Annotated in this window: 23 protein-coding genes; 15 read left to right on the plus strand and 8 right to left on the minus strand. The window is 54.4% G+C overall.

Annotation, left to right across the window (positions count from 1 at the left end; all coding sequences use genetic code 11):
• The first annotated feature begins 10 nt into the window (after window positions 1-10).
• The 6 genes from AC4LF3_RS12185 (at window position 11) to AC4LF3_RS12210 (ending at window position 4,685) form a co-directional block, all read left to right on the plus strand.
• Window positions 11-1,051, plus strand: a complete 1,041-nt coding sequence (locus tag AC4LF3_RS12185; protein WP_491835388.1) for an RNA methyltransferase — start codon at window positions 11-13, stop codon at window positions 1,049-1,051.
• 103 nt (window positions 1,052-1,154) lie between these two features.
• Entirely contained in the window at window positions 1,155-1,379 is a 225-nt protein-coding gene (locus AC4LF3_RS12190) for a hypothetical protein (protein ID WP_491835389.1), read from the plus strand.
• 56 nt (window positions 1,380-1,435) lie between these two features.
• Window positions 1,436-1,807 (plus strand): glutathione S-transferase family protein, encoded by a 372-nt coding sequence (locus AC4LF3_RS12195; protein ID WP_491836285.1) that lies wholly within the window; start codon window positions 1,436-1,438, stop codon window positions 1,805-1,807.
• 127 nt (window positions 1,808-1,934) lie between these two features.
• Entirely contained in the window at window positions 1,935-2,339 is a 405-nt protein-coding gene (locus AC4LF3_RS12200; RefSeq protein ID WP_150347090.1) for a 3-phosphoshikimate 1-carboxyvinyltransferase, read from the plus strand.
• Window positions 2,340-2,542: 203 nt separating this feature from the next.
• Window positions 2,543-4,201 (plus strand): nitrite/sulfite reductase, encoded by a 1,659-nt coding sequence (locus AC4LF3_RS12205; protein WP_312510284.1) that lies wholly within the window; start codon window positions 2,543-2,545, stop codon window positions 4,199-4,201.
• Window positions 4,185-4,685 carry a DUF934 domain-containing protein gene (locus AC4LF3_RS12210; RefSeq protein ID WP_010794851.1) on the plus strand — a complete coding sequence of 167 codons (501 nt, stop codon included), beginning with the start codon at window positions 4,185-4,187 and terminating at the stop codon, window positions 4,683-4,685. Before AC4LF3_RS12205 ends, AC4LF3_RS12210 begins: the two co-directional genes overlap by 17 nt.
• Window positions 4,686-4,731: 46 nt before the next feature.
• On the opposite strand, the gene AC4LF3_RS12215 is transcribed toward AC4LF3_RS12210, so the two are convergent.
• Complete coding sequence (locus AC4LF3_RS12215; RefSeq protein ID WP_122042242.1) at window positions 4,732-5,724, minus strand: YhdH/YhfP family quinone oxidoreductase; 993 nt, start codon at window positions 5,722-5,724, stop codon at window positions 4,732-4,734.
• Window positions 5,725-5,762: 38 nt separating this feature from the next.
• Window positions 5,763-6,788, minus strand: a complete 1,026-nt coding sequence (gene sohB / locus AC4LF3_RS12220) for a protease SohB (protein WP_122042241.1) — start codon at window positions 6,786-6,788, stop codon at window positions 5,763-5,765.
• Between the two features lie 243 nt (window positions 6,789-7,031).
• On the opposite strand from sohB, the gene AC4LF3_RS12225 reads away from it, so the two are divergent.
• The 3 genes from AC4LF3_RS12225 to AC4LF3_RS12235 all read left to right on the plus strand — a co-directional run bounded on the left by AC4LF3_RS12225 (window position 7,032) and on the right by AC4LF3_RS12235 (window position 9,020).
• Window positions 7,032-7,343 (plus strand): SCP2 sterol-binding domain-containing protein, encoded by a 312-nt coding sequence (locus AC4LF3_RS12225; RefSeq protein ID WP_010794854.1) that lies wholly within the window; start codon window positions 7,032-7,034, stop codon window positions 7,341-7,343.
• A gap of 50 nt (window positions 7,344-7,393) precedes the next feature.
• Complete coding sequence (locus AC4LF3_RS12230) at window positions 7,394-8,158, plus strand: SDR family oxidoreductase (RefSeq protein WP_491835390.1); 765 nt, start codon at window positions 7,394-7,396, stop codon at window positions 8,156-8,158.
• A gap of 82 nt (window positions 8,159-8,240) precedes the next feature.
• Window positions 8,241-9,020 (plus strand): TSUP family transporter, encoded by a 780-nt coding sequence (locus tag AC4LF3_RS12235; RefSeq protein WP_312601741.1) that lies wholly within the window; start codon window positions 8,241-8,243, stop codon window positions 9,018-9,020.
• On the opposite strand, the gene nudC is transcribed toward AC4LF3_RS12235, so the two are convergent.
• The 6 genes from nudC to AC4LF3_RS12265 form a co-directional block, all read right to left on the minus strand.
• On the minus strand, window positions 8,988-9,818 hold the full coding sequence (nudC, locus tag AC4LF3_RS12240) for an NAD(+) diphosphatase (protein WP_122042237.1): 831 nt from the start codon (window positions 9,816-9,818) through the stop codon (window positions 8,988-8,990). The genes AC4LF3_RS12235 and nudC overlap by 33 nt on opposite strands.
• Window positions 9,815-11,503, minus strand: a complete 1,689-nt coding sequence (locus AC4LF3_RS12245; RefSeq protein WP_491835391.1) for a FimL-related protein — start codon at window positions 11,501-11,503, stop codon at window positions 9,815-9,817. Before AC4LF3_RS12245 ends, nudC begins: the two co-directional genes overlap by 4 nt.
• A 36-nt stretch (window positions 11,504-11,539) precedes the next feature.
• Entirely contained in the window at window positions 11,540-12,352 is an 813-nt protein-coding gene (locus AC4LF3_RS12250; protein ID WP_491835392.1) for a crotonase/enoyl-CoA hydratase family protein, read from the minus strand.
• A gap of 280 nt (window positions 12,353-12,632) precedes the next feature.
• The gene (gene dnaQ, locus AC4LF3_RS12255) at window positions 12,633-13,376 is read right to left on the minus strand and encodes a DNA polymerase III subunit epsilon (RefSeq protein ID WP_491835393.1); all 744 of its coding nucleotides are present in this window, start codon (window positions 13,374-13,376) and stop codon (window positions 12,633-12,635) included.
• A 13-nt stretch (window positions 13,377-13,389) separates the two neighbouring features.
• Window positions 13,390-13,842, minus strand: coding sequence for a ribonuclease HI (rnhA, locus tag AC4LF3_RS12260; RefSeq protein ID WP_010794861.1), 453 nt, complete (start codon window positions 13,840-13,842; stop codon window positions 13,390-13,392).
• Window positions 13,835-14,602: a methyltransferase domain-containing protein gene (locus AC4LF3_RS12265; RefSeq protein ID WP_010794862.1), complete on the minus strand. Its 768-nt coding sequence runs from the start codon at window positions 14,600-14,602 to the stop codon at window positions 13,835-13,837. Before AC4LF3_RS12265 ends, rnhA begins: the two co-directional genes overlap by 8 nt.
• A 270-nt stretch (window positions 14,603-14,872) precedes the next feature.
• On the opposite strand from AC4LF3_RS12265, the gene gloB reads away from it, so the two are divergent.
• The 6 genes from gloB to AC4LF3_RS12295 all read left to right on the plus strand — a co-directional run bounded on the left by gloB (window position 14,873) and on the right by AC4LF3_RS12295 (window position 23,023).
• Window positions 14,873-15,649 (plus strand): hydroxyacylglutathione hydrolase, encoded by a 777-nt coding sequence (gene gloB / locus AC4LF3_RS12270; protein WP_491835394.1) that lies wholly within the window; start codon window positions 14,873-14,875, stop codon window positions 15,647-15,649.
• A gap of 74 nt (window positions 15,650-15,723) precedes the next feature.
• On the plus strand, window positions 15,724-17,307 hold the full coding sequence (locus tag AC4LF3_RS12275; RefSeq protein WP_491835395.1) for a lytic transglycosylase domain-containing protein: 1,584 nt from the start codon (window positions 15,724-15,726) through the stop codon (window positions 17,305-17,307).
• A gap of 155 nt (window positions 17,308-17,462) precedes the next feature.
• The gene (locus tag AC4LF3_RS12280) at window positions 17,463-19,292 is read left to right on the plus strand and encodes an extracellular solute-binding protein (protein WP_491835396.1); all 1,830 of its coding nucleotides are present in this window, start codon (window positions 17,463-17,465) and stop codon (window positions 19,290-19,292) included.
• Window positions 19,292-20,374 carry a microcin C ABC transporter permease YejB gene (locus AC4LF3_RS12285; RefSeq protein ID WP_074823960.1) on the plus strand — a complete coding sequence of 361 codons (1,083 nt, stop codon included), beginning with the start codon at window positions 19,292-19,294 and terminating at the stop codon, window positions 20,372-20,374. Before AC4LF3_RS12280 ends, AC4LF3_RS12285 begins: the two co-directional genes overlap by 1 nt.
• Window positions 20,374-21,396, plus strand: coding sequence for an ABC transporter permease (locus AC4LF3_RS12290; RefSeq protein ID WP_491835397.1), 1,023 nt, complete (start codon window positions 20,374-20,376; stop codon window positions 21,394-21,396). The genes AC4LF3_RS12285 and AC4LF3_RS12290 overlap by 1 nt, the downstream gene beginning before the upstream one ends.
• Window positions 21,374-23,023 (plus strand): ABC transporter ATP-binding protein, encoded by a 1,650-nt coding sequence (locus AC4LF3_RS12295; RefSeq protein WP_491835398.1) that lies wholly within the window; start codon window positions 21,374-21,376, stop codon window positions 23,021-23,023. Before AC4LF3_RS12290 ends, AC4LF3_RS12295 begins: the two co-directional genes overlap by 23 nt.
• Window position 23,024: the final 1 nt, after the last annotated feature.

Here is a 23,024-nt window from a genome sequence, read left to right on the forward strand (position 1 = left end):
AGTTTATTTCATGCGCATCCACGACGTTCAAAACCGCCTTGCCGACCTTGGCGCCAAACCCATGCACATCGGACGCGTCAGTCGCGCCTGGCTGAGAGGCCTGCCACTCGACACCGGGACACGGCATCAGCAAACGGAAAACTTTCTGCCGCTGACCGTTCGTGAAGGGCTACCTGAGCTTGCCCGCACACTCGACGGGCTTGCTCGATTGAAATCAGAGCACCCTGCTGCCGATGGCTCAGCGCGCCTGCTGGTAGAGCTGACCGACGGACAGATGGTGGAAAGCGTACTGTTGCCTCGGGATGGTCTGTGCGTCTCTACACAAGTGGGGTGTGCAGTGGGCTGTGTATTCTGCATGACGGGCAAGAGCGGTTTGCTGCGCCAGGTGGGTAGCGCTGAAATCGTGGCCCAGGTTGCGCTGGCTCGTCGTTTCCGGTCGGTCAAGAAAGTGGTCTTCATGGGGATGGGCGAGCCGGCCCATAATCTGGACAACGTACTGGAAGCGATCGATCTGCTCGGCACAGAGGGCGGCATCGGCCACAAGAACCTGGTGTTTTCAACCGTGGGGGACATGCGCGTATTTGAGCGTCTGCCTCAGCAAACCGTCCGTCCAGCCCTGGCGCTCTCGCTTCACACGACCCGTGCCGACCTGAGACAACAGCTGTTGCCTAAGGCCCCCCGGATAGATCCGGAAGAACTGGTCGAACTTGGCGAAGCCTATGCTCGCCAAACAGGTTATCCCATCCAGTATCAATGGACGCTCCTGGCCGGCATCAATGACAGCCAGGACGAGCTGGACGGCATCCTGCGCCTGCTCAAGGGCAAGTACGCCGTTATGAACATGATTCCCTACAACAGCCTGGAGAGTGATGATTACCAGCGGCCACGCGGTGAGCGTATCGTTGAGATCGTCCGCTATCTCCACAGCCGTGGTGTATTGACCAAAGTCCGTAATTCAGCCGGCCAGGATATCGAGGGTGGTTGCGGGCAACTTAGAGCGCGCGCCGTGCAGACCGTTGACAGCAAGCGGCTGATCAAGCGGGTCCGCTAAGCGCCACCCCGCCCTGGCGGCACTACCGTACCGCTTTACACATGGACATCTTTTTGCCTGAGGCCTGCTCACTGTAGACAGGCTCGCAGCAATAAGGATGTCCATGAAACTCTCCCCATACGATCATTGCCTCTTCTGCATCCATGCCGATATGGTTGCCCACTACAAGCAGGTCGAGCGCGAGAAGATCTACCTTTCCACTGATGACGAAGCTACCTGCTTCGATGTGATCGGCGCAAAAAGATGCCTATTCTCCAGCTCAACGATGGCAGCCGCATGGGTGAGCGTCTTGATATTGCCTGAAAGCTGGCTGAGCTGGGCAACCTAGAGCGTGTCATACGCACCGGAGCCGATATCAGCACCACTCTTGAATGCATCGACAGCATACTTCTCGCCATTAATGGCCTGCTGTTTCCGCGCAATGTTGCGATTAGCCCGCCGGAATTCGTAACCCAATCGGGGCGCGATTATTTTCAGCTGCGCAAGGAAGCGATGATTGAGCGCTCATTTGAGCAGGTCCTTGAGGAAATACCCCTCCACAAGCAAAGCGCAGAAAAAATGCTTGTAGGGCTAAAGGTTTTGCCCATACCGGCAGATAACGGTAACACCCTTAGCTGGGACGACGTACTGATCTATCCAACGCTGCGCAACCTGACGATGGTCAAGGGCCTGGCTATGCCACCCCATGTAAGCCACTACGTTGAGTCCGTAGCCGCACTTACCGGCACGTACACCTACTACGACAGCGCCTTGTAAGCAGTCGTTTAAGGCAAAGTGTTTCATCTGCCGGTGCGAAGAGATAGGCCTGTACACGTCCTGTGCAGGAAGGAAACCTGTTAGCTCAAAGGCCTCTGCCCTGGCAGACGCAAAAAGGATCTGTACGATGCCGGAAATCGATATCCATCAAGACCCCTTCGTTCAAGGCCTGAAGGAGCGCTTGCCCAGCGACCTGAAAGAGTCGTTCACCGAGGAGCAACTCCAGGCGCTCAAGGTTGCGTTTGGCGCCCGCCAATGGGGAAAGCATGCGATTGACCTTCGCGCCACGTTCAAACTGTGGCGCTGGCGGTACTACTGTGTGTTCCTGGTTGGCCGCAACCGCCGTGATCTGTCCCGGCGCCAGCATGAGCTGTCCCAGATGGCTAAGGCGCTCGTGATTGCTGTTTTCCTGCTGTTTAGTGTCGCGGTTGGCTTGGTAATTCTCTATCTGATCAAATCGGCCCTGAACATCGATATCTTCCCCAACTTCTCGTTTGGTGTGTGGGACTGGTTCAAGAGCCAATTCAACTAGTCCACCTCTGGTAAGACAGCGCTTCCCTTAACCCTAGGACAAGCGCTGCCTTGCCATGCCTGCTTGAATCACCCCTTATCGCCCAAATCGATTTTTATATAAAAAACATCACTTTTAAGCATATACGGGTGCTGTTATCGTGGGCATATCTGATAAGAACGCGCAGTCGTGCGCGCACAGCCTTAGCCTGAGCAGGATTTTTAATGTACGTATACGACGAATACGACCAGAGGATCGTCGAGGAACGCGTCAAGCAGTTCCGCGATCAGACCCGCCGTTATCTGGCTGGTGAGCTTTCAGGCGAAGAGTATCGCCCACTCCGCCTGCAAAACGGCCTGTATATCCAGCGCTACGCCCCCATGCTGCGTATCGCGGTACCGTATGGCCTGCTCAACACCAAGCAAGTACGCAAACTGGCGCAGATCGCCCGCGACTACGACAAAGGGTATGCCCATGTCAGTACGCGCCAGAACTTTCAGTTCAACTGGCCTGAGCTTGAAGAGATTCCGGATATTCTGGCCGAGCTGGCTACTGTGCAGATGCATGCCATCCAGACCAGTGGCAACTGTATTCGTAACACAACAACCGACCAGTTCGCCGGTGTAGCGGCGGACGAGCTAGTCGACCCACGTCCCTGGTGTGAGATCATCCGCCAGTGGTCGACCTTCCATCCCGAATTCGCCCACCTGCCACGCAAGTTCAAGATTGCCGTGAACGGCGCCAAGATGGACCGTGCCGCCATCGAGGTTCATGACATTGGTCTTGAGGCAGTCAAGAACGAAGCGGGCGAGCTTGGCTTCCGCGTGTTGGTAGGTGGCGGACAAGGCCGTACGCCTTACGTAGGTGCGTTCATCAAGGACTTCCTGCCCTGGCAGCATCTACTGACCTATCTGGAAGCGATCCTGCGCGTCTATAATCGTTATGGTCGTCGGGATAACAAGTTCAAGGCACGCATCAAGATCCTGGTGAAGGCGCTGGGTGAAGAAGCTTTTGCCGAGAAGGTCGAAGCGGAATGGGCGCATCTTAAAGACGGCCCTAGCACCCTGATCGAAGCAGAAGTCGAGCGCGTGTCCAAGTTCTTTGTTGATCCGGCTTATGAAGCGCTCGAAAACCAAAGCGAGGCCTTGGCAAAGCTGGACGCCGAGAATCCGGGCTTTGCCCGCTGGAGAAGCCGCAACACCTTCCCGCACAAGAAGCCGGGTTACGTAGCGGTAACGCTATCCCTCAAGCCCACCGGCACAGCGCCTGGCGATATCACTGACAAGCAGCTCGATACCGCTGCCGAACTGGCAGACCGCTACAGCTTTGGCGAGCTTCGTACGTCCCATACGCAAAACATCATCCTGGCAGATGTCCGTCAGGATCAGTTGTTCACGCTGTGGAACGAACTGCGCGAGAATGGTTTTGCAACACCCAATGTGGGCCTTTTAACGGATATGATCTGCTGCCCAGGCGGCGATTTCTGTTCGCTGGCGAATGCCAAGTCCATTCCGGTGGCCGAGTCGATCCAGCGCCGCTTCGATGATCTGGACTATCTGTTCGATATCGGTGATATCGACCTGAACATCTCCGGCTGCATGAACGCCTGCGGGCATCACCATGTAGGCCATATCGGTATTCTGGGCGTAGACAAGAAAGGCGAAGAGTTCTACCAGGTGTCGCTCGGCGGCTATGCCGGTCGTGACGCAAGCCTGGCAAAGATCCTGGGCCCCTCCTTTGCTCAGGACGAAATGCCGGATGTGATCGAGAAGATCATCAATGTTTACGTCGATCAGCGCACCGAAGATGAGCGTTTCATCGATACCTACCGCCGTATTGGCATCGACCCCTTCAAGGAGCGCGTCTATGCAAAGAATCATTAAGGGACGTGAGGTCGTTACCGATAACTGGCACCTGCTGCCAAAGGAAACCACCTTCGAGGAAATTCCCAACAGCGATAACGTCATCATTCCCGCTGCGCTCTGGCTTGAGCATGGTCATGCCTTGACGACACGCGACGGCGGGCTGGGCGTTTGGCTGGATAGCGATGAAGAGCCGGAAAGCATTGCTGATTCCCTGGAGCATTTTCAGGTAATCGCCATTAATTTTCCGGCCTTTACTGACGGTCGCGGCTTCAGCTACGCGCGTCTGCTGCGGGAGCGTTTTGGTTACAAGGGAGAGCTTCGCGCCATTGGCGATGTGCTCCAGGACCAGCTCTTTTTCATGCAGCGTTGTGGCTTTGATGCCTATGTGATCCGTGCAGATCGTGATCCAGAAGCAGCCCTGGCAGGCCTGGACGATTTCACGGTTGCCTACCAGAGCGGTGTAGATCAGCCCCAACCGCTTTTCCGGCGACGCTTGGCCTGATGAAAAAAGCCCCGTATTAGCGGGGCTTTTTTTATAGGCTATGTATTCATTGAAGATTGACGAGTGCCCGTCCGATCATTTTACCTGCCAACATCTGATTGATAGTGCTTGGCAGATCATCAAGCGGTACTTCTCGTGTGATTTCATCCAGCCCCTCCAGCCTCCACTCTGCCGAAAGCTTTTCCCACATGGCTGCTTTTACAGATAGGGGCAACTCTACCGAGTCTACCCCCAGTAGATTGACACCACGCAGAATGAACGGAAAGACCGATGCCTTGAAACCACTGCCAGCCGTCAGGCCGCAGCTGGCAACGCTTGCGCCATAGCTCAGGGACTTCACGATATTGAACAGGATGTCACCGCCCACGGTGTCTACCGCGCCGGCCCATTGCTCTTTTAAAAGCGGCTTTTCAATACCATCTAATACCGTGGCACGATCCAGGATCTGTTGTGCGCCAAGGTGATGGAGAAACTCGGCCTGCTCCAGCTTGCCTGTGGAAGCCGCTACTCGATAGCCCAGCTTGCTCAACAACTTGATGGCAAGGCTTCCAACACCACCACAAGCACCCGTTACCAGAACAGTGCCCGCTTCCGGTACCAGGCCTGCATGCTCAAGCTTGTCGATACACAACCCAGCCGTCAGGCCTGCTGTACCCAGCGTCATGGCCTCACGTAGCGACAAAGCCTCAGGCCGCTTGATCACCCAGGCAGCAGGAACACGAATGTATTGCCCGAAGCCTCCCGGCGTATCCATGCCAAGGTCATACCCCGTCACGATGACCTCGTCGCCTTCTTTAAACTCATCCGACTGAGATTCGACCACGATACCGGCCGCATCGATACCAGGGGTATGAGGATAACGCCGTGTAACACCGCGATTACCAATCGCCGACAGGGCATCCTTGTAATTGAGCGAGGAATAACAGACCTTGATCAGCACCTCGCCAGCGGGCAGTTCATCGATACGGCGCTGGATGACCTCTTGCTGGAATGCCCCATGAGGGCCTTCCGTAATCCAGAGCGCCTTGAAAGTATCCATCTACCTTCTCCTAATCGTGATGCCTGAAAACCTGGGCATTACTGCCAGGGGCGATGCTGAGTGAATCTACCCCACCATGTCGTAACCAGTCGGTCGACAGTGGCGCTGGCAAACAGACCTACGCGCTCAGGCAATGTCTTTCTTTCAATAAAGCGAACCTGGAAAAGCTCTGCCACTTTGGCTCGCTCGCACAGGTACTCGTCACTGGTCTTGAGTTCATCAACCAGACGCTTACCCAATGCCGATTCACCGAGCCATACCTCTCCTGTGGCCACCTCATCCATGATCAGTTGCGGGCGATACCGATTCACGAAGTTCTTGAAGAGCTCATGGGTTTTCTCCAGATCTTCCTGGAACTTCTCGCGCCCTTTTTCCGTATTTTCACCGAATACCGTTAAGGTGCGCTTGTATTCGCCAGCCGTAAGAACCTCATAATCGACATCGTGCTTTTTCAGCAGCTTGTGAACGTTGGGTAGCTGGGCAACAACACCGATCGAGCCCAGAATGGCAAATGGCGCACTCAGGATGCGGTCACCGATACAGGCCATCATGTATCCGCCACTGGCAGCAACTTTGTCGACACAGATCGTCAACGGAACACCTGCCTGACGGATGCGTGCCAGTTGCGAGGCTGCCAGCCCATAGCCATGCACCATGCCTCCACCGCTCTCCAGACGAACAACCACTTCATCCTTGGAAGTTGCCATCGTTAATACGGCCGTTACCTCATGGCGCAGTTGCTCAGTGGCAGACGCCTTGATGTCGCCATCAAAATTCAGCACATAGACGTGGCTCTTGGCAGCCCCTTTCTTGCGATTGGCCTTTTCTGCTTTCGCCTCCTCCTTGCGCATCGTCTTGAAGCGTTCCTTGTCAAGGACGCTCTGCTGCAAGCGGAGCCGTAGCGATTTGTAGAAATCATTCAGTTTCTGGACTTCAAGGTGTCCTCCCGTGGCACGCTTGCCTTTACTGCGTAGGGCAGCGATAAAAATCAGCACCGCCATGATGGCAATGACAACCGTAACGGTCTTAATTAGAAAACTGGCGTAATCCGCAAAAAAATCCACATGCTCTCCTTACTGTCGACAAGCCTTCCGCTCATCCACGACTCTTGATCCACTAAGCATACTCATGGCTACGCTTGCCAGCCAGCGGGACACCTAGGCAACTATAGCGTATTCAAACAACCGTATGATTTTCCATTGACAGCGAACACTAGCCACCCTACTCTCGATTCATTGCCGCTGATGAGCGGCTGGGCTAACCGCGGACGCGTCCGCATTCATGTACGACCCCTAAGGATTCTGCATATGAGCAGTGCTGACATCATCGAAAACCTGAAAAGCAAGTTCAATCCTGATGCGGCCGCCGGCCTGGATCTCACTTATCAGTTTGACATCGAAGATGGTGAGAATTATCACCTGGTTGTGAAAGATCAGACTTGCGACGTCAAGGCAGGCAATGCTGACGAGCCGGATTGCACGCTCATCATGAATACCGACACGCTCAAAGGCATCGTTTCTGGCGAAACGGATGGCATGCAGGCCTTCATGGCTGGCAAGGTTCGCGCCGAAGGCAACATGATGCTGGCCATGAAGCTCAGCGAATTGTTCCCTAACTAAGCACGTGAAAGCCGGAGCATGTTCCGGCTTTTTTATAGCGGAGAAATGACATGAGCGCAGCGTTCGATCTTACCGGCAAGACAGCATTTGTCTCCGGCGCAAGCCGCGGCATAGGTGCTGCTATCGCCCATTTGCTCGCTGCGCAGGGTGCTCATGTCATCGTATCCAGCCGCAAGGCCGACGGCTGCCAATCGGTTGCAGACGCGATTATCCAGGCTGGCGGTCAGGCAACCGTCATGCCCTGCCATATCGGGGACCTTGATCAGATCAGGCAGACGTTTATCCACATCGGTGAGCGCTTTGGCTCTTTAGATATCCTGGTTAACAATGCCGCTATCAATCCGCAGTTCGGGCATATTCTCGACACGGACGCCGAGGCATTTCAAAAGACGGTTGATATCAATATCCGCGGATATCTGTTCATGTCCATCGAGGCGGGCAAATTGATGCGCCAAGCCGGCACAGGCGGAAGCGTTATTAACATAGCCTCGGTCAACGGCGTTTCGCCGGGCCTCATGCAGGGTGTTTACTCCATCACAAAGGCGGCGGTTATCAACCTCACCAAAGTCTTTGCCAAGGAATGCGCCAGTTTTGGCATCCGCTGCAACGCCTTGCTTCCCGGCCTTACCGATACACGCTTTGCATCGGCACTGGTCAATAACCCCTCCATCCTCAATCTGGCGCTTCAGCAGATCCCGCTCAAGCGTGTCGCACAACCGGACGAGATGGCTGGCGCAGTGCTATACCTTGCCAGTGATGCGTCAAGCTATACCACCGGTACGATCCTAAACGTCGACGGTGGCCTCTTGGCATAACCGCCTGGGCTTTCTAACCCCTCCATTATTAGGCACTATACGGCCCGCCCCGCCGGGATGGCGGTCTTGTCGAGCTGTAGTTATGCCTTATGATTTTGCGCTTGAACCCATTACACTCATTATCCTCGCGGCCGTTGCCTTTCTTGCAGGCTTCATCGATGCCATTGCTGGCGGAGGCGGCCTGCTGACGGTTCCCGCCCTGCTCCTTGCTGGCGTGCCTCCTCACTTGGTACTGGGTACGAACAAGCTGAGTTCGACCTTTGGCAGCGCAACGGCAGCCTATACGTTCTATCGCAAGAAACTGTTTACGCCTCTCAAATGGAAAAATGCCCTGAGCGCTACCGCACTAGGCGCAGCCGTCGGTGCAGTTGGCGCACATTATCTTCCTGCCCATTGGCTGGACCGGCTACTTCCGCTCGCCGTGTTCGGATGCGGTATCTACCTGCTGTTTGGTCGGTTGCCTGAAGCTCCGCTGGATGCTGATGCTCAGATCCCTCGGAAGCGGCAATGGCCACAAGGGCTGGGACTGGGATTTTACGATGGTTTGATCGGACCAGGCACGGGCGCTTTCTGGACGATCAGCACACTCATTCTCTACCGGATCGATCTCGTCAGGGCCAGCGGCGTAGCACGCACGATGAATTTTGTCAGCAATGGCGTAGCCCTGGCGGTGTTTATCTGCCTTGGCCAAGTGGTCTGGATGCTTGGACTGACCATGGGTATTTCGCTGATGTTTGGCGCCTACCTGGGCGCCCATACCGCCATAGCCGGAGGCGCAAAATTCATACGCCCCCTGTTTATTCTAGTCGTACTGGCACTGACGGCGCGTTTAGTCTGGCAACACTGGTTCGGGCATGCCTAGCCTGCGAGCGATATAAAGCTCTATGAGGAAACGGGCAATGGACTGTTTGGCTGGCAGCTGGGGCAGATTATCCAGCTTGAACCATTGGGCATCTTCGATTTCCTCCGGCTGGCAAACAATATCTCCGCCAGCATACTCGGCATGGAAGCCCAGCATTAATGAGTGAGGAAAGGGCCAGCTCTGACTTCCCAGGTAGTGCAGGTTCTTGACGTCGACGGCTACCTCTTCCTTGACCTCACGCGCCACGCACGCCTCGATGGTCTCACCTGGCTCTACAAACCCAGCCAAGGTACTGTAAACGCCCGGTGCGAAGCGCGGAGAGCGCGCCAGCAAGACTTCATCATCCCGAGTAATCAGCACAATGATACTGGGTGACAAGCGTGGATACTGGGTCAGGCCGCAAGCAGGACAATTAAGCCCGCGCTGCCCTTTGATGATCACAGTAGGCGTGGCGCAGCGGCCACAGTAACGATGGTCGTTCGCCCAAGTGCCAATCTGTGCGGCATAACCCAACATCTTGAAGACGGCATGCTCGGCCTTGAGCATCAACGGACGAAGAGGCTGCCACTCATAACCTTCAAGTTCGGGAGCAGACACGACTTCATACAAGGCAACAGCCTGTCCATCGAAATAGCCCAAGCCGTAGATACCGGATGTTGTCAGCTCTTTTAAAAACGGAGAACTCTGAGAAAACAGAACATTGTCTTCTCGGGTCAGAAAACCCATCGGACTATGGACAATGATCAAACTATCAACACTGCCTGACAGGTCCAGGCAACCCGGCTCCCAATGACTCATGCTGCGGCAACAGGCCTCCACCCTAGGGCACTTACACTCTCGGTAGCCAGCTCGAGGATATCGGGCTGCCCAGAACGGGACGCCATTGCGCCGCTTTCAAGGAAGAACTCGATGCTGCTCAATGCATCCGCCAGTACTTCGAGTAGCGAAGCAGTCGGCATGTTCAAATTATTCACCATATGCGCCTGAATATACTGGGCGCAGATACCAGTCAGTTCCGCCGCACGGGTATGCTCCAGAAACAACAGAGCACCTCTCACGTTATGCAGCGTTGCAGGGACATTGACCAGGTGTATGGCTTCACCCCTGGCGTCCAGATACGCCGAAATGGATTGCTTGGCATTGGAAAGCCCCGTCTTGGCTTCAGCTAGTAATAGCATCTGAGCCTCGTTCAACAGGTGGTTGCCAAACGACTCGCCCTCCTGCCCCGGCGACGCGGGTACTGGGCAGGTTTCCTTGTCGGTTTCGTGCTCAAAACAGGAAACCAAGCTTTCCACATAAAGGATGGCATCGGCGAGATTATCGAGCTGTACTTGTTCTACCGCTCCGGCTTTGGCCCACTGATTCAGCACGGGCAAATGTGCTTGCAGGGCTTGACCCGCGGAAGGCTGTCCTACCATGATCAATGTCTTCGCCAGAATACCCAGCTGGATATAGAGTCGGGCATATGCATCAGGCTCAGCCACACGCCGCTCTACAAGATCCAGCAGTTCTTTAACGGTTGCCAACTCTTCATGAATCGCTTGCGAAAGCGATTGCATAACCGCCTGGCTTGGTCCTGTCAGCCTGCGATATTCTCTGTCGAGCATCGCGTCGGTATAGGGCAGCGTATCGATGGAGAACGCTTCTCGCAGCTCTTCAGCGCGGGCACCCGAGCTTTCCGACAAGGCGATAAGGTACAGGAGATCCTTCAGGATACTACGAGGCGGTTCGTACTCCGGTACCGTCAACAGCTGACGGAGCTCACGGTCAAGACGCGAAAACAGATGCTTCCGGGACCGGTGAAGTAGCAGGTCGCCCTCTCGAAAAGCTTCAATAGCAGCCGCACCGACCCAACACAGCCTTGCTCCCGCTTGATCACATAAAAGATGGTCGAGGCGCGTCAGTGCACGCTCCATCAAGTTAAGGCTCGCCTTGGGGTTCTGCTCCTTAAGCAGGCCCAGCAAGCCAATCTGATACATTTGCCGCATGCGACGCGCCAGACCGCGCTGCTCGTTGAGAGACAAGTCATCAGTACGTGAGACAGGGTTACGTGGCAGATCCAGCCGGACCGTGAAAAAATAGCACTCAGGTAACGCGGGTTGCCCCGTCACGCGACGCAACTCGTTAATAGCAGGCAGTAACAGCTCCGGCATTTCTTCATAACGGCTGCGGAACTGCTCAAGGTAACGACGCAATACATGCAGGGCGTGACAGAGCGCCATCAAATGGTCGTCACGTTCTGCGCCAGCACCTGCCGGAATGTCAGTCACCAGCTCAAATGTTTCGTGAGCGAGCAGCTCGGCTCCAGCCAGCTCAATAAGGGAAAGGGCACCGCGAATCTGATGAATGCATTCGACGGCACGCTGGAGCAGACTACTGCAGTGCCGCTCCATAATGAAACGCTCTAAATTCTGTTCAGCCTGATCGATGGTCGCGAACAATTCGTCGCGCACCAGACTCAGTGCTCTCGCTCCGGTAACCATACCGTCAAACGCCTCCTGCGCTACATCCGCTTGCCATCAGTCCGGAAACTCCGGAGTTTGCCTGCTCATTTGCGCCGCCAATGCGATACGCAAATCGGTTGATTGCAGCATTGCCGCATTCCATGTGGCGATGTAATCCAACCCCTCATCTACCCGATGATCACGCATATAACCAATCATCGTCTTAGTACCGCGTATAGCCAGCGGTGATTTGGCAGCAATGGTATGCGCCAATGAAAATACGTCTTCCATCATCTGCTCAGCCGTTGCATAGATACGGTTGACCAGCCCCATGGAATACGCTTCCTCACCACTGAAAGATCGCCCTGTGTAAGCCAGCTCTCGCAGCATGCCTTCACCAATCAGATGAGGCAGGCGTTGCAATGAGCCCAGGTCAGCCACCATGCCTAGATCAATTTCCTTCAAGGCAAATTGAGCTCCGGCTGTGGCATAACGCATGTCGCATGCGGCTATCAAGTCAACAGCGCCACCCAGGCAATATCCCTGGATAGCAGCCAGAACCGGCTTGCGACACTGATCGACTGCGTTGAAAGACAATTGAAGTTCAAGAATCTTGGAGCGTAATAACTCCGAATTGCGGCCTACGTCACGTCCAAGCTGACCGGCGGTCTCGCCAAGTAACGAAAGGTCTATACCGGAAGAAAAATGAGGACCTGCGCCTGACAGCACAACGGCCCGTACTGAACGCTCCTGATCGGCCCAATGAAAGAGACTGCGTATCTCCTGCCAGAACTCGGCGTTCATGGCATTGATCTTTTCGGGTCGATTGATAATCACATGAGCGACCTTATCGACACGCTCAAGACGGAACGCGCTGAATTCTTCCATCTGCTCCTCTTCCAAGCTGGAACGATTCTCGAAAACGGGGTAGCGGACAATCAAAAGCCGCCTTGCCTTGATAGCGATATGCCGCTACTCATACTGCGACTTTAGTCACATCATAAAGCAATACGGTTCAGTTGATAATTCGAAATATTTGCACTGATGTGCCAAACAGGCGTTTACGAGCGTCTGCGTGACATTTTGACAGGAACTGTTCAGCTGGAAAGGCATAGCGATAGGGAAACAACCTTGGCAGTTCGCCTAAACTGCCAAGGTGTAAAAGAGGTTAATGCTGGGTAGTTTGCTCTTCCATCTGAGCCCATAACGCTGGGGCGCCTGCAGACTTCTCAATGGCAGCCAGACGCGCAGCATGATCAGCCAACTCAGCCTCACTTGCCGTGATGACTCGTGTCCTGGCACGGTCCACTGGCAGACGGCGAATCGGGCTGATACCGCTGTCATTTCCATCACCTTCCTGCCCCTGCCCAGCAAGGGACAGGGAGGTTTGCCCGCCGGTCATGGCCAGATAAACATCGGCCAGGATCTCAGAGTCCAACAAGGCGCCGTGCAGCTCGCGGTTCGAGTTATCCACTCCATAACGCTTGCATAGCGCATCCAGGCTATTACGCTGACCTGGATGACGCCCACGCGCCATCATGAGGGTATCGAGTACCGTGCAATGATCTGTAATCTCTGCCCACTCAGGTCGATCACCTAGCAGACGAAACTCGTTATTGATGAAGCCGATGTCGAACGCGGCGTTATGAATGATCAGCTCAGCGCCCTTGATAAACTCAAAGAATTCTTCTGCAATGTCACGAAAGCGCGGCTTGTCCGCCAGGAACTCACTGGTGATGCCGTGAACGGCGATAGCACCTTCGTCAATCTCGCGATCAGGATTGAGGTAGACATGAAAATGCCGGCCCGTCAGTCGACGACCAATAACCTCAACACCACCAATCTCGATGATTCGGTGCCCGTCGGTAACGGGCATACCGGTTGTTTCCGTATCGAGTACTACGCTACGCATCTAAAGTCACCTATCACACTGTCCGCAGGGCACGGATCTCATCAACACCACGATTAGCCAGCTGGTCAGCCCGCTCGTTACCGTGATGCCCGGTATGTCCTCTTACCCACTCCCACTCGACTTCATGTCGAGCCACCTGGGCATCGAGGGCTTGCCACAAATCGGCATTCTTGACCGGCTGTTTGGCAGCGGTTTTCCAGCCGCGAGCCTTCCAGCCACGCAACCACTCTGTGATACCACGCATCACGTATTCGGAATCTGTCACGATTCGTACGTGACATGAACGCTTGAGCGCTTCAAGCGCGCGGATGGCGGCCATCAGCTCCATTCGATTGTTGGTCGTAACGGCCTCCCCGCCCCACAATTCCCGCTCGTTGCCCTTGTAGACCAGCAAGGCACCCCAACCGCCAGGGCCAGGATTTCCCTTGCAGGCACCGTCCGTGTAAATCTCTACGATGTCACTCATTCGTTCCGCTCGTTTCGCGACGGCTCACCTTGGCAACCGGCATGGGAATCAGCTTTCCACGGGGTTCACGGCGGGTCTGTGGCAAGGGACGAAGCCCGACCATCAGCTTGCGAGCCGACAATAAATAGAAGCCTGCACCTGGCGAGGGCTCGCCTTCCCGATTGCGCTCCAACCAAGACAAACGATTCTGCCAAACCGGCGAAGAAAGCGGCGGACGATAACACCCGAACCGACGTTTCTCCAACGCGAATCCCAGCAATGCCAACCAATCAGCTACACGGCTGGCACCAATACAACGGGCCTTGCGAAACGCGTCGCGGGCAAAATAATGCCTGACACCCCAGGTACTCCAAGGGTTGATACCAAGAATCAGCAGATGGCCACCGGGCCTTACGCTAAGGGCAGCCTCTCTCAACAAGCGATGGGGTGAAAGACAGAAATCCAGACCGTGCTGGAGCAACACCACATCTGCTGCATTTTCACCCAGTGGCCAGGCACCTTCTTCGCAGGCGATATCGACACCTGGCAACGGCGGCCCGAGACGCACACCATGACGTAACTGGTCTGCGCCTGGCGGGATCTTCAAGGAGGGGCCATAGTGGACCAGATAACCTCCAAAGTGGCGCTTCAGCTCCTCGGAAAGCAGGCGCTCCTCTTCCTCAATCATTAACTGGCCCAACGGACCATCAAGCCACTGGCGAGCCGAGCGCATCAGCGTCAACCAACGCTCATCAGCCTGGGCGAATGCGTCATTTACCATATGCTTTTCCTCCAGAGGTGCTATAGAGCACCTGGATTTAGAGACGCTTGAGCACCAAGGCGGCACCCTCGATACCAAACAGCACGTGTCCCCGACGATGGACAGCAATCTACAGACTTTAAACAGTTCTACACATGAAGACTGTATCTTTTCATGATTGCTTGCAGACTTCCGACAAGCGATAAACGCACAACACTGCTTTAGTGCTCGCTTCTGAAACTCACAAACGCCTAATATGCAATTTTGCACATCTAACGGTAGTTACCGCACATGATTCAGATAGACGCCCTTCCCGCCTTTTCCGACAACTACATCTGGTTGTTGCAGGATCCGTCTTCCAAACGTTGTGCCGTGGTAGATCCAGGCGATGCTGCCCCTGTCCTTGAATGGCTGGAGCGGCATCCCGGATGGACGCTTACAGACATTCTTCTCACTCATCACCATCACGATCACGTAGGCGGTGTGCAGGCGCTCAAAGGAGCGACAGCGGCCCACGTCTACGGTCCGGCACTGGAAGGCGTACCCTGTCTGGACACCGCTCTTAATGAAGGCGACAGCCTTGAAGTTTTTGAGCGCCCGTTTCACGTCCTGCATGTTCCTGGACATACCTTGGGCCATATCGCCTACGTGCGTACCGGCGCTCAGCCTTTGCTGTTCTGCGGCGATACTCTATTTGCAGGCGGCTGCGGTCGGTTGTTTGAAGGGACACCTGCACAAATGCATGACTCGTTGCGTAAGTTTGCTCAGCTTGCGCCCACGACCAAAGTGTACTGTGCACATGAATATACGCTGAACAACTTGCGTTTTGCTCATGCTGTAGAACCGACTAATAACGAGCTGACCAAACGGTACAGGCAGGTAGAGGCCATGCGCGAGCGAGGCGAAATGACGCTCCCCTCTACCCTAGGGCTAGAGCTTGCTACGAACCCGTTCATGCGCTGTTCAACCCCTTCTGTCAAACGCGCTGCGGACGAAAGAAATGGCTTTCCAACCCGCTCGGAAGTAGAGGTTTTCACTACCTTACGCGCATGGAAAGATCATTTCTGAGGACTAGTCAATCTTGACCCTGCGGAGCGGCATTCCTAGAATCGCGCAAATTTTTCCGGGGATGCACTCAGCTAATGCCGCCACAGCCGCCACATAATGCCGACGTAGACGGACTGGCTCGCACCGCGAAACTTTCTGCTCTTTTCCTTGCTGTCTTCCTGGCGGGCTGTCAGGGAATGGCGCCTAAAGACCAGGAACGCTATCTCCCAGAAGACAGCCTGAGCAGCAATATCAATATGCATCGGGAGCCCGAGTGGATAAAGCTCGGCACCCAGAACAAGGCACCCAAGGATATCTGGGATCGCATGCGCAGTGGCTTTCAGCTGCAAAGCGAAATCGGCGTAAATCCTCGTATCGAGCAGCAGCGGCTCTGGTATGTCAGCAACCCGGCCAATATCGAAAAATCGGCTAACCGGGGCGGACTGTACCTGCACTATATTGTCGAAAGGCTTGAAGAGCGGAATATGCCCCTTGAGCTTGCCCTGCTTCCGATTGTAGAAAGCTCCTTCAACCCCTTTGCGCTTTCACGCAGCGAGGCGGCCGGGATCTGGCAATTCATTCCCACTACCGGGCGCTATTTCAACCTGCAACAGACTCGCTGGTACGATGGACGACTGGATATCACAGCGTCTACCAACGCAGCGCTCGATTATCTTTCCAAACTCCACGATATGTTCAATGGCGACTGGCTACTGGCACTGGCAGCCTATAACGCCGGCGAGGGTACTGTAGGTCGCGCCATTGAACGCAACCAAAAGCTTGGATTGCCTACTGACTACTGGAACCTGTCTTCGCTTCCACAGGAAACACAGGACTACGTACCCAAGCTGCTGGCCGTTTCCCAGCTGATCATGAACCCGGAATCATACGGCATCCAACTGGACTCGATTGCCAACGAGCCCTATTTCGAAGTCGTCAAGATCAAGCAGCATCTAGATCTTGCTAAAGTTGCCAAGCTGGCTGATCTCGATGAGGACGAACTATATCGCCTGAACCCGGCGTATACCCGTCGGGTTACCATGGACGGACCCAAACAGCTCTTGATTCCGGCAGAAAAAGCCGAGTTATTACTCGAAAACCTGGCGAACGAATCCTCTGAAGCGATCGTAAAATGGCAGGAATACACGGTGCGCCGTGGTGATAGCCTGGGCGCTATCGCCAATCGCTATAGCGTAAGCACTCAACAGATCCTGTCACTCAACAAGCTGAAGCCCAGCCGACTGGCTGCAGGCCAGAGACTGATGATTCCTCGCGTATCAGGTAGTATTTCACCAGTCACTAGCCAGAAAGACGTTGCCGCCCTTGTTGAGGAGCCGGTGACTCGTACCTACCGGGTCAGAAGTGGCGATAATCTCTGGACCATCGCTCGCGACAACAAGGTCGAGCTGGGCGACCTGAAACGCTGGAACAATTTGGGCAAGCAGGGCCTTAGGGCAGGCCAGGTACTCAAGCTCTATGGCGCACCGGTGAAAGCAAGCAAGCTAGCCAACAGCAGCAAATCGCGCCAGAACGTGACGTATTATAGAGTCAAGCCGGGCGACTCCTTGTACATGATTGCTAAACGTTTCAATGTACAACTGCAATCTATCCAGCAGTGGAATCCCAAGAGTGGAAAAAACCTCACGCCTGGCCAAACCTTGACCTTGTATCTCGATTGATGGGTCTTGGTGCGTCACAGGTAGTCATATACGTCTCTTTTTCCTGCTGAAACGAACTGGTACCGTTACTGCTCAACGCCTTACAGAAAGAGTTCTGCCTGGCCGTACAGCTTATGATCAAGCCAGCCTCTCCGACACATACAATGAGCGCTAAGATGGCCCTTCGTTTTTCTGCCTGGATTCATGGCGCTCTTTTCGCCGCCGCGCTAGGGCTGGTGTATGGTAACGCCCATGCTGCCCCTCAGCATGCAGTTACCTTGTATGATGAGGCCCCCAAGTATCCAGCAAACTTTAGTCATTTTGATTACACCAATCCAAATGCTCCTAAAGGCGGCACCCTACGCCTGTCCGGCTTCGGTAGCTTCGATACGCTCAATCCCTTCAACAACAAGGGAACGCCCCCTGCCCAGATCAGCCTGATTTATGAAACGCTGACATTTCATGCTCAGGATGAGCCTTTCACCGAATACGGGTTGCTGGCCGAAAAGATCGAAAAAGCCTCTGACAACAGCTACGTTCGCTTTTACCTGCGTCCCCAGGCTCGATTCAATGATGGAACACCAGTCACGGCTGATGACGTAGTGTTCACCTTCAACGCGTTGGTCAATCAGGGCGATCCGCTCTACCGCAGCTATTACGCGGATGTAAAAGAAGTCAAAGCTGAGAGCCGGCTGGTGGTCCGTTTTGACTTCAAGACAACCCAAAATCGTGAGCTGCCTCTTATTCTGGGGCAGCTACCGGTTCTGCCAAAGGCATGGTGGGCCAGCCGGGATTTCGGGAAGTCTTCTCTGGAACCACCTCTTGGTAGCGGTCCTTACCGAATCGCCAGCCTGCAGGCCGGGCGCTCGCTTAGGCTTGAGCGTGTAAAAGACTGGTGGGGTAAGGATCTTGCCGTCAACAAGGGCTTCTACAACTTCGATACTATCACGGTTGACTACTATCGTGATCAGAACGTAGGACTGGAAGCGTTCAAGGCGAATCAGTTCGATATAAACCAAGAGATGTCCGCCAAGAATTGGGCAACCGCTTACGAAACGCCGGCTTTGAGAGAAGGACGCATCGTCAAGGCAGAAATACCTAATCATGAGCCTCAAGGCATGCAGGCTTTTATTTACAACCTGCGCCGTCCCATGTTTCAGGACAAGCGGGTACGCCAGGCTATTGCGCTCCTGTTCGACTTTGAATGGAGCAATCGTCAACTGTTCTACGGCGCCTATACACGCAACAATAGTTACTTCGAAAATTCCGAACTGGCTGCCAGGGGACTACCCGGCCCAGAAGAGCTGAAGATTCTGGAACCTCTACGCGATCAACTGCCTCCACAAGTCTTTAGCCAATCGCTAGAGCCTTCCCGTACCGACGGAAGCGGAATTGTCCGACCGCAACAACGAGAGGCGTACCGGCTCTTGCTGGAAGCGGGCTATCACATCGAAAACGATCGCATGGTGGATACACAAGGAAATCCATTGCGCTTTGAGTTCATGTTGGCCCAACCCGCCTTTGAAAGAGTGCTGCTGCCCTACAAACGCAACCTCGCGGAAGTTGGTATCACCCTGGATATTCGGCGGGTAGATGTATCCCAGTTCGTCAATCGTGTACGCTCCCGCGACTTCGATATGACAATTTTCAGCTGGCCACAGTCCAGCTCGCCCGGTAATGAACAGCGTGACTTCTGGCACTCAACCAGTGCAGATGACCCTGGAAGTCGTAATCTGCTCGGACTGAAGGACCCTGCCATCGATCGTCTCGTGGAAATGCTAATCGCCGCCGATACTCGTGCTTCACTAATTACCCATGCCAAAGCGCTAGATCGCGCCTTGCTTTGGGGGTATTACGTCGTTCCCAACTGGTATACCGACCGCTGGCGAGTTGCCTACTGGAACCGCTTCGGACGCCCCGCTAAGCAACCCGACTCCGATTTCGGCCTTATGACTTGGTGGCAAGTCAGCGATACGGCACGCAAAACGTCGCAGGTGAATCCCTGATGCTGTCCTACGCCCTGCGGCGATTGCTGCTGATTATTCCTACGCTGTTCGGCATCTTGCTCATCAACTTCATTATTATTCAGGCCTCTCCTGGCGGCCCTGTTGACCAGGCCATGGCTCGCCTGCAAGGTTTGGGCGCGGGTGGCGCAACAAGCCGCATTACGGGCAGCGGGAGCGAGTCGGCAGAGCATGGCAATACACATTATCGCGGTGCCCAGGGCCTGGATGAGGATCTGATCAAGCAGCTCGAAAAGCAATACGGCTTTGATAAACCTGCAACGCAACGCTTCTGGCTGATGATAAAAAGCTATGCCCAACTGGATTTTGGCCAGAGCTTTTTCAGGGACGCCAAAGTAACTGACCTTATCCTGGAAAAGTTGCCGGTCTCAATTTCCCTTGGCCTGTGGAGTACACTGATTCTGTATCTGGTCAGCATTCCACTGGGCATTACCAAGGCTATCCGTCACGGCAGTACGTTCGATGTATGGACCAGCTCTGCCATCGTCATTGGCTATGCAATCCCAGCCTTTCTGTTCGGTATCCTGCTGATCGTACTGTTTGCAGGCGGCAGTTACCTGCAATGGTTTCCACTGCGTGGCCTGACATCACCCAACTTCGACGAACTGACGCTAGGTGGCAAGATCGTCGACTACTTCTGGCACCTGGCGCTCCCGGTAACTACCCTTGTGATCGGCGGCTTTGCAACGCTTACGTTATTGACCAAGAACAGTTTTCTGGACGAAATCAATAAGCAGTATGTCATCACCGCACGGGCCAAAGGCCTGACAGAGCGCCGCGTCCTCTATGGGCATGTTTTTCGAAACGCCATGCTTTTGGTCATATCAGGTGTCCCTGCGGCATTACTGGGCGTATTTTTCACCGGCTCATTATTGATTGAAGTGATCTTTTCCCTGGACGGCCTCGGGCTGCTTAGCTTCGAGTCAGTCATGAGCCGGGATTACCCAGTCGTATTCGGAACACTGTTTTTATTCACTCTGTTCGGGCTGGTGACCAAATTAATCAGCGACCTGACTTATATGCTGATCGATCCTCGCATTGACTTCGAAAGCCGAGACTACTGATGCCGCGTCTTTCCCCCCTCAATCAACGCCGCTGGAGTCGCTTCAAGGCTCATAAACGAGGCTGGTATTCGCTCTGGCTGTTTATCGTCCTGTTTGTTCTTTGTCTCTGCGCAGAGCTCATTGCCAATGACAAACCTTTGGTCATTCATGTCGATGATCAGTGGTATTTCCCTGCGTTGGTGCATTACAACGAAACAGACTTTGGCGGTGAGTTTCCTCTGGAGCCCAATTACAAAGGCCCCTACTTCGAAAAGCTGATGACTGAAAAAGCAGCCTCTATAGTATGGCCGCTCATTCCGTTCAGCTACGACAGCATCAATTACGACCTCAATATCCCAGCCCCCGCCCCACCCTCGGCACAAAATTGGCTAGGGACGGATGATCAGGCAAGAGACGTTCTGGCCCGTATCATCTATGGCTTTCGCATATCGGTCCTATTCGCCTTGATTCTAACCATCGGCAGCAGCCTGATTGGCGTGCTTGTAGGCGCGCTACAAGGTTATTTCGGCGGTTGGGTAGATCTTCTAGGGCAGCGCTTTCTGGAGATTTGGTCAGGTCTGCCCGTGCTGTTCCTACTGATCATCCTGTCCAGTTTTGTACAGCCTAACTTCTGGTGGCTGCTGGGCATCATGCTGCTGTTTTCATGGACGTCTCTGGTAGATGTTGTGCGCGCTGAATTCTTGCGTGGCCGTAACCTTGAATATGTACGTGCGGCACGCGCGCTCGGCATGAAAGATCCTGCGATCATGTTTCATCATATTTTGCCAAACGCCATGATCGCTACCATGACCTTTCTTCCCTTCCTGCTCACGGCAGCAATTGGAACCTTGACGTCCCTGGATTTTCTAGGGTTTGGGCTTCCGGCTGGTGCACCCTCCCTGGGCGAGCTGATCGCTCAGGGTAAAGAAAACCTGCAGGCGCCCTGGCTGGGCATCTCGGCCTTTGTGACATTGGCCTTGATGTTAAGCCTTCTAGTATTCATTGGCGAGGCGGCACGCGATGCATTCGACCCCCGAAAATAACGTGGCGTCTTCTGCCCAGCAGACCACCCGACTGCTTGAAGTGCGTGATCTGTGCGTCGAATTTCGCAACGGACAAGAGGTAGTTCGTGCAGTCGAGCAGGTATCGTTCGATATTTACCCTGGCGAGACCTTGGCTCTTGTCGGTGAAAGCGGCTCGGGCAAGTCTGTAACAGCTCATTCGTTGCTGCGTTTATTACCAGCGTCCACCGCCCACTATCCTGCCGGCCGTATCCTGTACGGTGGCCAAGACCTGCTGAAGTTGCCTGAAAGGAAACTGTACGGAATACGCGGGAATCGCATCGCCATGATCTTTCAGGAGCCGATGACGTCCCTCAACCCACTGCATACACTCGATAAGCAGCTAGGCGAAGTCCTGGCGCTGCATAAAGGCATGAAAGGTCCTGCCGCACGCAAGCGTATGATCGAACTTCTCGATCTGGTAGGCATTCCCGATCCAGCCAGCCGCCTTTCAGCTTACCCACATGAGCTTTCGGGCGGTCAGCGTCAGCGCGTCATGATCGCCATGGCACTGGCATGCGAGCCGGATCTGCTCATTGCTGACGAGCCCACTACTGCACTGGATGTCACCGTTCAGCAAAAGGTTCTACATCTTTTGAAAGATCTGCAGAAGCGATTAGGCATGTCGATCCTACTTATCAGCCATGATCTGAACCTGGTACGTCAGATTGCCGATCGGATATGTGTCATGCAACGTGGTCGCATCGTCGAACAGGAAACGTGCAAGACGCTGTTTCAACATCCACAGCATCCTTACACACAATTACTGCTGGCAGCGGAGCCGAATGGCGATCCGATTCCCAGCCATCCTGCACCTGTAGAACTGGCTACTGAACATTTGAGCGTCTGGTTTCCGATTCGTAAAGGGCTGTTTCGTCGAACGGTTGATCACGTAAAAGCCGTTGACGACGTCTCACTAGCGGTTCCACGAGGTCAAACCTTGGGCATTGTGGGTGAGAGCGGCTCTGGTAAAACCACATTGGGCCTGGCCATTCTTCGTCTATTGGAAAGCCGCGGCCGCATACGCTTCGGCAATCAGGCGCTCGATCAGCTATCCTCTGCCCAAATTCGACCGTTGCGGCGACAGATGCAAGTGGTCTTTCAGGACCCTTACGGTAGTCTGAGTCCACGTATGTCCGTTAGCGACATCGTGGGAGAAGGACTGAGAATCCATCGCATAGGAACACCAGAAGAACAGGAGACAGCAATAATCGGGGCATTACGGGAGGTAGGACTCGATCCAGAGGTCCGCCATCGTTATCCTCACGAGTTTTCAGGTGGGCAACGGCAACGCATCGCCATTGCCCGGGCCCTGATAGTGAAACCTTCGTTGATCTTGCTGGATGAGCCTACCTCAGCGCTCGACAGGACAGTTCAGCGGCAGGTCGTGGACCTGCTTCGCGATCTGCAGGCCAAACACAATCTGACTTATCTGTTCATCAGCCATGACCTGGCTGTTGTAAGAGCGCTGAGTCACCAACTGCTGGTGATGAAAGCGGGCCAGGTTGTAGAACAAGGGAGTGCTGAAGATGTCTTTCAACGACCTCAGCACCCGTATACACGGCAGTTATTGGATGCGGCACTTGCATCGTCCGCCCCTGCCTATTAAC

The organism is Pseudomonas sp. C2.3V, from assembly GCF_058536325.1.